At 36.8% G+C, this 12939-nt stretch carries 8 protein-coding genes; 3 read left to right on the plus strand and 5 right to left on the minus strand.

Annotated elements, in window-relative coordinates; translation table 11 throughout:
* Positions 1–14: 14 nt before the first annotated feature.
* The 5 genes from ACJ5H0_RS04300 to glgB all read right to left on the minus strand — a co-directional run bounded on the left by ACJ5H0_RS04300 (position 15) and on the right by glgB (position 8807).
* Entirely contained in the window at positions 15–2831 is a 2817-nt protein-coding gene (locus ACJ5H0_RS04300; RefSeq protein WP_411247495.1) for a 2-oxoglutarate dehydrogenase E1 component, read from the minus strand.
* Between the two features lie 123 nt (positions 2832–2954).
* The gene (locus tag ACJ5H0_RS04305; protein ID WP_411247499.1) at positions 2955–3932 is read right to left on the minus strand and encodes an SRPBCC domain-containing protein; all 978 of its coding nucleotides are present in this window, start codon (positions 3930–3932) and stop codon (positions 2955–2957) included.
* 134 nt (positions 3933–4066) lie between these two features.
* Positions 4067–5335: a glucose-1-phosphate adenylyltransferase gene (locus tag ACJ5H0_RS04310; RefSeq protein WP_345988030.1), complete on the minus strand. Its 1269-nt coding sequence runs from the start codon at positions 5333–5335 to the stop codon at positions 4067–4069.
* Between the two features lie 114 nt (positions 5336–5449).
* Positions 5450–6856, minus strand: coding sequence for a glycogen synthase (locus ACJ5H0_RS04315; protein ID WP_411247505.1), 1407 nt, complete (start codon positions 6854–6856; stop codon positions 5450–5452).
* Between the two features lies 1 nt (position 6857).
* Positions 6858–8807: a 1,4-alpha-glucan branching protein GlgB gene (gene glgB, locus ACJ5H0_RS04320; RefSeq protein ID WP_411247507.1), complete on the minus strand. Its 1950-nt coding sequence runs from the start codon at positions 8805–8807 to the stop codon at positions 6858–6860.
* A gap of 215 nt (positions 8808–9022) precedes the next feature.
* Here glgB and ACJ5H0_RS04325 point away from each other — a divergent pair, with 215 nt between their 5' ends.
* The 3 genes from ACJ5H0_RS04325 to ACJ5H0_RS04335 all read left to right on the plus strand — a co-directional run bounded on the left by ACJ5H0_RS04325 (position 9023) and on the right by ACJ5H0_RS04335 (position 12917).
* Positions 9023–10144 (plus strand): alpha/beta hydrolase-fold protein, encoded by a 1122-nt coding sequence (locus ACJ5H0_RS04325; RefSeq protein ID WP_411248059.1) that lies wholly within the window; start codon positions 9023–9025, stop codon positions 10142–10144.
* 5 nt (positions 10145–10149) lie between these two features.
* A complete protein-coding gene (locus ACJ5H0_RS04330; protein WP_411247511.1) occupies positions 10150–11565 on the plus strand; it encodes a M17 family metallopeptidase in 1416 nt (471 codons plus the stop codon).
* A 140-nt stretch (positions 11566–11705) separates the two neighbouring features.
* Complete coding sequence (locus tag ACJ5H0_RS04335; RefSeq protein WP_411247516.1) at positions 11706–12917, plus strand: ATP-grasp domain-containing protein; 1212 nt, start codon at positions 11706–11708, stop codon at positions 12915–12917.
* Positions 12918–12939: the final 22 nt, after the last annotated feature.

Genomic DNA, 12939 nt, shown 5'->3' on the forward strand with positions numbered 1-12939 from the left:
TTATTATTTATTGATTAAGCTGTTACAGGTCTTTTTGCAGGCGCATCGTTTGTGTTGAAAACCCTGTTGATTACTGCATTCTGATTTTTCTCAAACATCTTGTGACTACCAGGAGCCGGAGCACCACTTGGTACCGGAGCTATTACCTGAATACCTGTATCTCTGAAGTTTCTAAGGATATAAGACCATGCCCCCATATTTTCAGGTTCTTCCTGAGCCCAGATCAATTCTTTTCTATTATCATATTTGCTTAAAATCTGCTCAATAGCATCTGTTTGTAATGGATACAATTGTTCAAATCTAACCAGAGCAATATCTTCATTGTTAAGTTCCTCTTTCTTCGCCAATAATTCAAAATAGAATTTACCTGAACAAAGGACAACTTTTTCTACTTTTTTAGGATCTGCAGTAGCATCATCCAAAATAGGCTGGAAAGTTCCGTTCGCAAAATCTTCTAATGGAGAAACAACTTTAGGATGTCTTAGTAATGATTTAGGACTCATTACAACCAACGGTTTTCTGTAAGACCATTTCAATTGTCTTCTCAACAAGTGGAAATAGTTAGCTGGAGAAGTGATATTGGCTACCACCATATTTTCGTTCGCACAAAGTGTCAAGAATCTCTCCAATCTTGCAGAAGAGTGTTCTGCTCCCTGTCCTTCGGAACCATGTGGCAATAACATTACCAATCCGTTCTGAATCTTCCATTTCTCTTCCGCAGCAGCCAGATATTGATCAACAATAATCTGAGCACCATTTACGAAATCCCCAAACTGAGCTTCCCAGATTGTAAGCGTGTTTGGAGAAGCCATAGCATATCCATAATCAAAACCTAAAACTCCGTATTCTGAAAGGTGAGAGTTATAAACATCAAATCTGCTTTCAGAAATATGTCTTAATGGAATATACTCTTCTTCCGTATCTTCTGTTTTTACTACGGCATGTCTGTGGGAGAAAGTTCCTCTTTCCACATCTTCCCCTGAAATTCTGATGTTGTGTCCTTCAGTAAGTAATGTAGCATATGCTAACCATTCTCCTAAAGCCCAATCTAAAGAATCTACCTCAATTGCTTTTACACGGTTTTCGAAAAGTCTTGTAATCTTATTGATGAATTTCTTATCAGCAGGAAGTGTAGACATTTTAATAGCCAGTTCCTTAAGCTTAGCTAAATCATATTTTGTATCTACAGGAGACTGCATTGCTCCTCTTTTTGCAATAGGATAGTTTGTCCAGTCATCAGACATGAAAACATCCATTGCATTTTTCTCAATCTCCTTAGAAGCATCGAAATCTTTATCCAAAAGTTCTTTGAAATCAGTTTCCATTTTCTTCAGGATATCATTAGAAACAATACTGTCCTGAATTAATTTATCCTTATAAATTTCTCTTGGATTCGGATGCTTGGAAATCAGTTTATATAAATTGGGTTGAGTAAATCTTGGTTCATCCCCTTCGTTATGACCATATTTTCTATATCCCAGTAAATCGATGTATACATCTTTTCCGAACTTCGCTCTGAAATCAGCTGCAAAGTGGATTGCATGAACTACTGCTTCCGCGTCATCAGCATTTACGTGCATTACCGGAGACTCAGTTACTTTTGCAATATCCGTACAATAAGTGGATGATCTTGCATCTGCATAGTTGGTTGTAAATGAAACCTGGTTATTCACAACAATATGCACCGTACCTCCTGTTTTGTATCCTTCCAGGGTCATCATCTGCGCTACTTCATAAACAATTCCTTGTCCTGCAATAGCTCCATCCCCATGGATAACGATCGGTAAAATTTTAGAATAATCCCCTTTGTATTTATCATCTACTTTAGCACGGCAGATCCCTTCTACCAAAGCTGCTACTGTTTCCAGGTGAGATGGGTTCGGAGTAAGATTGATAGAAACTTCTTCACCTGAAGCTGTTTTGATCTTTTTAGAAGATCCTAAGTGATATTTAACATCACCCGAGAATACATCTTCTTCAAATTCTTTTCCTTCAAATTCAGAGAAGATCTGTTTGTAAGATTTTCCAAAAATATTGGATAGTACATTTAATCTTCCTCTGTGAGCCATACCAAGCACCACCTCATCTACACCAAGCTGAGAAGATCTTGAAATCAACTGATCCAAAGCAGGAATCAATGTTTCTCCTCCTTCCAGTGAGAATCTTTTCTGACCAACAAATTTCGTGTGAAGATAATTTTCAAAAGCTACAGCCTGATTCAACTTCAATAAGATCTCAGTTTTTTCATTGGCTGAAAGACTTGGATGGTTTTCATTTACCTGCAACCATTTTTTGATAAAATCCTTCTCTTCAACATTGTTGATATAAGTATATTCAACACCGATAGAGTCACAATAAATGTTTTCCAGGTGCTTAATGATATCCTGCAATGTTGCAGGCTCTTTCATCCCTGTTTCAACAGCACAGTTAAATTTTGTATTTAAATCCTCCTTGCTCAGACCGAAGTTCTCGATATCCAGAGTAGGTGTATAGTGTCTTCTTTCTCTTACCGGATTTGTTTTTGTAAACAAATGCCCTCTTGTTCTGTAAGCCTCAATAAGGTTTACTACTTTAAATTCTTTCTTGATGTGCTCAGGAACTTCTCCGTTTGATACCGCCTGAGATATTTGCTGTACTGCAGGAGCAGTAGTAGCTGGAGCTTGAATGTATTGGATGTTATCTTCATCACCGTAGTTCTCCAAAGCAAAATCAAAGCCTTGAAAGAAGGCTTTCCATGATGGCTCTAAAGAATCCGGGAATTTTAAGTACTGTTGGTATAAATCCTCAATTAACTGAGAATGAGCTGCGTTTAGGAATGAAAATCTGTCCATTATTACAGTTTATCTATTATTAAAATTTGTTTGTATAATTAATCCTCAAATTTAATAAAAAAAACCGACTTGGGACAGCCTCAGATTACTAAAAAAAACATAAAATATATAATTTCCAATAATTTACTTAAAGACAGATAGGGAAAGCTTCATGTTCACATCCTGATCATCCATCGGGCGCTCCATAAAAACCTGACGAATATCACCAAAACGCATCTCATCTTTCTTTGCTTTTTGAATCAATTGCTGAATTGCTTTTACTCTTCCGGCATAAGGTCCTTTGTAATACATCACATAATTCTGCGTAGGATTTACAGATCTGAAACTAAAGTTATTATCTGTAACTCCTATCTTTTTTGACAATGGTATCCCCAGGAAATAGGAAACCTCCTTATCTTTATAATTATCGGCGTCAGTGATCAGGATGGGAAACCCGAATTCATCCTCTTTTTTTCCAAGATCCATGCTTACATAATTGTAAACTTTATTGTAGTTCATAACGATGTTTTTGTACAAAGCATCTTTCTTGTTGGAGGTACTTACATTAATTCCCAGCAATAACTTTTCCTCTTCATTTTCTACCATTAAGCTATCGTATTTTATTGCAGCCATCTGGTTATCTTTTTCCACCTTATTTCCGAGAACGTTCTTAAGGTTGGCCATACTTTTATCGATATTTTCTGTAAAACGGTCCTCCGTCCAGAAATTCTCCACTCTCCTCAGCACAGAAAGTTTAGGGGTATGAACATACCATGTGATCTTTGTTTTTTCTGCAGATAATGCTTTGAATTTAACATCGACAAGCGTTGGGTTCTCATTTTTATCTTCAAAAAGCTGATATTTAAGGGTTTGATTAGGGTTTTCATACCGGATAAACATCTCTCCGTCTCTATCATTTTTTGGATCAACGTAACTTATAGCGCTTCCCATTCCCTCGTAGGGAGTATAATAATCAATATCAATAGTTTGGGAATTTGTAAAGAAATTATTCCAACGGGTAAAATTCTGCAAATTATTGAATTGGTGAAAGACTTTATCCAAAGGATAATCTATCTCTTTTTCAATTTTAAAATCTTTACTTTCATCCACAAAATAATACATGGAAGCAGCATAAGCCCCTACCAGTAAAACAACAATTACACTTATTATTTTAAAAAAAACGCATCGTACAAAAGTAAAACAAATAAAAAAAAGTGACCAATATATTGATCACTCTAGTTTTAAGTTTATGAAAATTATCCAATATGAGTTCCCGGAGGCAATACAGCTCCTTTTTTCACCACAACAATACCATCCTGCACGGAATGGGTTCCAAAGTCGCCATCCTGTAAGTGCTTCCCTCCGATAATCCTTACATTATCTCCGATATAGCAATTTTTATCCAGAATTGCTTTTTCGATATAACAGTATTTCCCTATTCCCATGTTGGGACGGCCATTTCGGTCATTCATGACAATTTCAGTAGTGTTCTGATAGAAATCCGATCCCATTACATAAGAATTTACGATCGTACTTCCTTTATCGATACGGGTCCTGTTTCCGATCACTGAATTTTCAATTTTGTCCGCCATAATAATACATCCGTCTCCAAAAACAGCTTTACTAACGTAAGATCCATTAATTTTGGATGGAGGTAGCATTCTGGCTCTCGTATAAATCGGTGACGAAGAAAATAAATTAAACTGTGGAAAATCCTGACAAAGATCAATATTAGCTTCGTAAAAAGACTCAATTGTTCCAATATCAGTCCAGTATCCTTCATACTGATAACTTAATGTAGCATATTTTCCTATTGAATTAGGAATAATATCTTTACCGAAATCATCCCCCGCACCTTCATCAAACATCTTTTTAAGAATACTCTTTGTGAAAATATAAATCCCCATAGATGCAAGGAATTCTTTCCCTTCATGTTTGTTATGATCAGAAACTTCAGACTTCCAATCTCCTAAAATATCCATCCCAGGTTTTTCAACAAATGAAGTAATATTTCCTTCATCATCGGATTTCAAAATACCAAACCCTGTTGCATCCTTGGCATTTACAGGAATAGTCGCAATAGTTACATCCCCTCCTTTTTTAATATGATAATCCAGCATTTCCCTGAAGTCCATCTGATAAAGTTGATCTCCTGAAAGGATAAGGATATAATCATAATCATATTTTTCAAGGTGTTTCATCGACTGACGAACCGCATCTGCTGTACCCTGGTACCAGCTCTCATTTTCAACATTCTGTTCGGCAGCTAAAATATCTACAAATCCTTTACTGAAGATATCAAAATGATATGAATTTTTAATATGAGAATTTAAAGAAGCAGAATTAAACTGGGTTAAAACCAAGATCTTATTCAGTCCCGAGTTTAAACAATTGGAAATAGGAATATCTACCAGTCTGTATTTTCCGGCAATTGGAACGGCTGGTTTTGACCTTGAATAAGTTAACGGAAAAAGTCTCGTTCCTCTACCTCCTCCCAAAACAATGGAAATAACGTTGCGATTCATAAATATCTTGCGTTTAATTTAGTTTAGATTACTTTTTATTCACTTTATGTATTTCTACAATACTTCTTTTCCTCATTATGTCACTACAGAAAACAAAACAGGTTATACTTCGTTTTATTTATTGTATAACGCAATATACTTCTCCGCAGACTTCTCCCAGGCGAAATCAAATTGCATATTGGCAGTGATAAGGTCCTCCATCACACCTTTTTGATAATATATATGCATCCCTCTGTTCATCGCGTGAATTACATCATCAACTCCCGGATAGGAAAAATTTAATCCCGCGCCTCCTGTAGATATATCCTGCACAGTATCTTTCAATCCACCGGTGTATCTTACAATGGGAACCGTCCCGTATCTCATGGAATACATCTGATTCAATCCGCATGGCTCCACCCTTGAAGGCATCAGCAAAAAGTCTGCTGAAGCATATATTTTATGGGACAGATATTCTTTATACCCCAGATCAAGAGCAAAATTACTGTACAAATGTTCATATTCTTTTAACTTATCTTCTATATATCTATTACCGGAGCCCAGAATGATGACATTTAAAGCACCATAGCTCTGTCTTATACTTCTCCATACAACATCGGGCAGCAGATCGGCTCCTTTTTCTGTTGCAAACCTTCCAATAAATGCAAACAAAGGAAGTTCCGGCTTCAGACCATACTCTTTGCAAAGTTTGGCTTTACTCTTTTTCTTCTGTTCTACGGCATCTTCGATACTAAAGTTATAATCCAGCATAGGATCAATCTCAGGATTCCATACTTCAGTATCAATACCATTGATGATTCCGTATGCTTTTCCGAATTCTTCGCGAACCAGACTTTCAAGTCCGCGGAAACTTATAAAAAGCTCTTCCAGATAGCCTTCCGAAACCGTGGTGAATGCATGTGCACATTTGATCATACACGCCAGAGGATTAATCAATCCGTTCCAGTCTAAAAGTCCCCACCTGTAGTTATCAAACACAGGCATATATTGTGCCATATTCCAGCCCATCATCCCTTGGTATTCACCATTGTGAATTGTCCCAATTGTTTTAACCCCCTTAAGAAATTTAAATTCAGGACAATATTCAATCATAAAAGGAACCAGGCCTGTGTGATAATCATGGCAATGCAAAACATCAGGACGGATTTCCATGGCACTCAGCCAATGCAAGACACCATGCTGAAACGCTAAAAACTGGAAACTTTCATCCTGGTAACCGTAAGGATTATCCCTGTCTAAAAGCCCTGGAATTTTCACCAGGTATAACTCAAAGCCTAAAACATTTGTTTTTTCTTTCATTACCTGAACCTGAAGCATATTGGGCCCCTGATGAATAAAACCATCAAAAACAATATCAAATTCATGATCGTAAATAAAAGATTTATTATACCAAGGCATTACAACCTTTGCATCCACTCCTTTTATTTTATTCTGATATTTTGGCAAAGCTCCTACAACATCTGCTAAACCGCCTACTTTTGCTATCGGATAACATTCCGTACTAAGATGATAAACAATCATTTTACTTTTTATGTAATTTAATTCTATGTAATTTATACTTTTTATCTTTTTTCTGCTTTAAAATCAATCCGGCGAGTGGCGGCAGTTTTAAAGTTATGGATTGGGGCCTGTTCATCCAATCCCCTTTCTCTTCCCTGATAATAATAGGATCTACACCACTGCCACTGTATATTTCATCATCGGAATTGAAAATAACTTCCCAATGTGTTCCTTCGTTCACTCCTATTGTATACTCCAAAATACGGGGTGTAAGATTAAGAACGACCATGCAAACATCATCCTTCCGTTTTCCCTTTCTTAAATATACAAAGACAGAATTATCCTTATCATCGGCTTCCACCCATTCAAATCCTTTGGGAATAAACTGGTTTTCATACAAAGCAGATTCTGATCTGTACGCATGATTGAGATCTTTGACTAATATCTGCAATCCTTTATGAACAGGATACTGTAACAAATGCCAATCCAGGCTTTGCTTAAAATTCCATTCAGCAGTCTGACCGAATTCATCTCCCATAAAAAGCAGTTTTGCTCCCGGATGCGTATACATGTATACATAAAGTGCCCGAAGATTGGCAAACTTTTGCCATTCATCTCCCGGCATTTTATAAATAAGACTTGCTTTCCCATGTACAACTTCATCGTGAGATAAAGGCATCATGTAATTTTCGTTATACATATACATGGACGCAAAGGTTATTTTGTGATGGTTGTTGTTCCTGAGGATGGGATCAAGTTTAAAATAATCCAGTGTATCATGCATCCAACCCATCATCCATTTCATTCCAAATCCCACACCACCATCATGCACCGGCTTGGTAAGCATTGGAAAATCTGAACTTTCTTCAGCAATCGTAATAATTGCATTTCCGAATTCTTTATATACTGCTGTATTAAATTCCTGAAGAAATATTTTTGCTTCAAGATTTACATTCCCGCCATACTGATTTGGCTCCCACTCTCCTTCATTTCTGGAATAATCCAGATGGAGCATGGAAGTTACGGCATCTACCCGCAATCCATCCGCATGATATCTTTCCAGCCAAAACATGGCGTTGGAGATCAAAAAAGATTTTACTTCATTTCTTCCGTAGTTGAAAATGTAAGATTTCCAGTCCGGATGAAATCCTTTTCTCGGGTCTTCATGCTCATATAAAAAAGACCCATCGAAACGATGGAGTCCATTCGCATCTCCCGGGAAATGAGAAGGAACCCAGTCCAGTATTACGCCTATATCATTCTTATGAAGTTCATCAATCAGGAACATTAAATCCTGAGGAGATCCGAATCTTGAAGTTGCAGCATAGAAACCTGTGATCTGATATCCCCAACTGGGATCATAAGGAAACTCCATGACGGGCATAAATTCTACGTGTGTGAATCCCATTTCTATGATGTAAGGCACCAGCTTTTTGGCTATATCACGATAATTTAAAAACTTATCAGGATGGTCTTCTTCCCTTACCCATGAACCTAATTGCATTTCATATACAGAAATCGGAGCTTCCAACCGGTTCTTTTTCCATCGGCTGTCCATCCATTCCTGGTCCTTCCATTCATACCATGTAGTAGAAATCAGAGATGCTGCCTGTAAATTTTGCTCCCAACTTAATGCATAAGGATCACTTTTTTCCAAAAGATCACCGTAAGCCGTTTCTATAGCATATTTATATAAAGTTCCCCATTTAAGATCAGCAATAAAGCCTTCCCAGATCCCGGATCCATCCCACCGGGGATATAAAATATGCTCTTTATGACTCCAGTTATTAAAATTCCCAATCACAGAAACCTTTTTTGCATTGGGTGCCCAGACAGAAAAATAAACTCCTGAAACCCCGTCTTTCTCTACGGAATGTGCCCCAAACTTATCGTAAAGCTTGTAATGCTTACCTTCTTTGAAAAGATAAACATCATCATCCGTAAAAAGTGTATAGGTTTTAACAGAGTTCATTAGTGTTTAATTTTATATGCTTTGAAACTACGGAAAATACAGATAGAAACAATTAATTATAATTCAAATAATTGTTATAAAAGTTCTTTCATCCACCTCCCTATCAAATATATAAAATTTAATAGTCTTCTGATTGTTTTTTACCAGAAATTTTCAACGTTTATATATCTAAAGTTTTTTTATAAATTTAGCCTTAACTTTTTATAAAACGCATGATGAAGTTTAAGCTTTACACTGATGAAAGTGATGACAGAACTGTTTATATAACAGGAAATTTTAATAACTGGAACCCTAAAGATGATCAATACAAGCTTACTTCCATAGATGCTAACAACTATAGTATTGACATTAGCGATGAATTTTTGCCCTCAGCAATAGAATACAAATTCACAAAAGGAGGCTGGGAAAATGTAGAGCTTGACCAGTATGGAAATATTACTCCCAACAGAAAAGTAAACAAATCGACAGGAGAAGTCTCTGACATTGTAAAGAAATGGAGGCTTAACTGGGGACCTTTTAAAGATGAATTTTTTCCCATTATTGAAATCATCTCAGAAGAATTTTACATTCCACAACTCGACAGATACCGAAAAGTATGGGCATTACTTCCCTACGATTATTATATATCCAACAAAAGCTATCCTGTACTCTATCTTCAGGACGCACAGAACCTCTTCAACGAAGGAAGTGAATACGGCAATTGGGAAATAGATAAAAAACTCTCTATTCTTGCAGAATACGGACGTGGGGATGTCATCATCATCGCGATTGAACACGGAAGTCAGGAAAGGATAAAGGAATATATATTCGACAATGATCATGTTGCTCACGGTTCCGAAGGCAAGAAATACATACGCTTCATTACAGATACGCTGAAGCCTTTCGTCGATGAAAATTACCGGACCAAAAAAGACAGGGAAAATACAGGTATTGGCGGGAGTTCATTAGGTGCCCTTATTAGTATTTACAGTGGATTTCTATACCCTGAAGTATATTCAAAATTACTGATCTTCTCTCCTTCGCTTTGGGTAGAGCCTAACAATAATTTTCCAATGATGAACTTCCGTATTCCCTTCAAGACTAAAATCTATTTATACGGAGGAGGAAAGGAAGGATCTAAAATGGTAAAAAGAATCCGCATATTTGAAGAATATTTAAAAAAATGGGAACAAAAAAATCTTTTTGATTTCGAATTTAAAACCAGTATTAATCCCGAAGGTACACACAGTGAATTCTATTGGTCGCAGGAGTTTCCAAGGGCCATCGAATGGCTATTTTATGACAATACAGAAAATCCTGTAGAAGTAGCACCACAACAACAATCAATCAAACCGTAAAAATTATGAAACTAATTAATAAAAAAAATAAAAATTACATTCAGGTTTTTCAACTATTTACAGAAGAAGAATGGATCAAAAAAAATAAAAGCTTTAACAAAAATATTTCCACCTTTTTTACAGGAAAAAAGAATGAAGTTTTCATCAGCGCTAGTGAAGATAGCATTACTTATTTTATCGGATTAGGAAAATCGTCTGTTCAAAGTTTTGAGATCCAGCAGGTGGCAGTAAAATTTTCACAAACACAAAAAAATAATTTAAAAGCTGTCCCTACTCTGTTGATGAGCGATTTCATCAGCCAAAAACAATTTGAAGAATTTATCAAAGGACTGTTATTAGGAACATACAAATACCCATTTGATAAAAGCCATCCTTTCTGGAGCCCTGAATTTGAAATTCACTTTGAAAATATAAGCCAGAAAAAACTGGATAATATCAGCCAAAAAGCATTAGCGTTGTCCAATGGTCAGACAGCCTGCCAGGAATGGTTAAATAAACCTGCAAACCTTAAGACCCCACCCGTTTTAGGCTCATACCTTAAGGATCTGGCAAAAAAACATCAGCTTAAATACACTGTATTCAACAGAAAAAAATGTGAGGAATTAGGTCTTGGAGCGTATCTCTCAGTTAATCAGGGAAGCGCTTATGATGCTGCCTTCACCATATTAGAATATCGGACAACCGTAAAAAAAGCAAAGACCATTGGATTAATTGGAAAGTGTGTGGTTTTTGATACCGGAGGCATTTCATTAAAAGATCATCAGAACATGCATTATATGAAATCCGATATGGGCGGAGCAACTGCTGTTATAGGATCTTTAATTTATGCTTCAGAGATGCAGCTTCCTGTAAACCTTGTTGTAATTTTACCTATTACCGATAATGCTATTTCTGAAAAAGCTTTTCTGCCAAGTGATGTCATCACAGCTTACAACGGAAAAACTATAGAAGTTCTGAATACTGATGCAGAAGGCAGAATGATATTAGCCGATGCTCTTTCTTATTTGGCTAAAAACTACAAAACAGATCTTCTTATTGATCTGGCAACCCTTACAGGAAGTTCAGTAAGAATGTTTGGAGATACCTGTGGTGCTTTGTTCTCAAACAATGAAGAAGTGAAAAATCTGTTATTGCAAACAGGTGACAGAACCAATCAAAGGCTGTGGAATCTTCCCTTGTGGGATGTATGGAAAGAAGACATACAATCTGATGTAGCAGATCTTAAAAACATTTCCTTGAAGCCGATTGGTGATTGTATTGTAGCGGCCAAATTTCTGGAACAATTTATAGAAAATCATCCGAAGTGGGCTCACCTGGATATTGCGGGAGTCACTTTCGGGAGTGTTGGTTATGCCAAAGAAAAAGCAGCAACAGGTTTTGGAGTGCAATTGCTGACGGATTTAATCGAAAATTATCATTAAAAATTAGTTTATTACAAAATTTCTCTGTATAATTGATTTAGGATTTTCAAAATCTCAGCAATGGCTAATTTTTAATATTAATTAGTTAATAAAAAATTGCTTTTATTTTTGATAATTCATTAAATTTTTAAAAACACTGTATGGAGGAGAAAACTATAGTATGTATTTCGTGCTATTACAAGGGCTATGATTTCATGGACGAAATGAAGATGCTCGGTAATAAAATAATCCTGATTACATCCGAAAATATCAGAGAAAAGAACTGGCCGTGGCATGCGATCGATGAGGTTTTTTATATGCCCGAATTAAAGCCGTCCGTATGGAACCTTGAACATCTTATTCAGGGATTCTCTCATCTTATGCAGACCCGAAAAATTGATGCTGTCGTTGCTCTCGATGATTACGACGTTGAAAAAGCAGCACTGATCAGGGAGACTTTCCGTATCCCAGGGATGGGACAAACTACCCACCGCTATTTCAGGGATAAACTGGCAATGAGACAAAAAGCCAAAGATTCGGGTATCAACGTACCGGAATTTACAGCAGTCTTTAACAATGATGAGGTTAATACTTTTATTGAAAACGTTCCTGCTCCGTGGGTGTTAAAGCCCCGTTCCGAAGCTTCTGCATCTGGGATAAAGAAAATCACTTCTAAGGAACAGCTTTGGGAAGCTTTAAATGAGCTGGGAGAAGAACGGCATCTTTTTTTACTGGAAAGCTTTAAACCCGGAGATGTTTTCCATGTAGACAGCCTTACTTTTGATAAGAAAGTGGTGTTTACATCAGCATCTCAATATCTGGCCCCGCCGATGCAGGTTTCCCATGAAGGAGGTGTTTTCAGAACCAAAACTTTAAGCAGGCAATCTGATGAATTTAAAGCTCTTGAAGAAATTAATGCAAAACTCCTCTCAAATTTTGGATTACTGAATGGAGCCACCCATACTGAATTTATAAGGAGTAAAGAAGACGGAACATGGTATTTTCTGGAAACCTCTTCACGTGTAGGGGGTGCACATATTCCTGATCTTGTTGAAGCTTCCAGCGATATCAATATCTGGCGCGAATGGGCAAAGATTGAAGACGCACTCCTGAGATCAAAAAAATATGAAGTAGCCAAACCCGTGGAGTACCATTCCGGGTTGATCATTGCCTTAATTAAGGATCAAAAGCCTGATTACGGTCCGTTCGAATGTGAAGAAATCGTTAAGTACCTTCCTATAGATTATCATGTCGGGATAGTATATAAATCCGGAAACGCCGACATTATACAGGAAAGACTCGACTTCGCAGCAGAGAAGATCAATACCGGATTACTGAATATTTTACCTCCGAAAGGTAAACCCACAAGTTAGTTCGGTCTGTATTCAAATTATA

The sequence above is a fragment of the Chryseobacterium proteolyticum genome, assembly GCF_046591535.1.
GTDB lineage: Bacteria > Bacteroidota > Bacteroidia > Flavobacteriales > Weeksellaceae > Chryseobacterium > Chryseobacterium proteolyticum.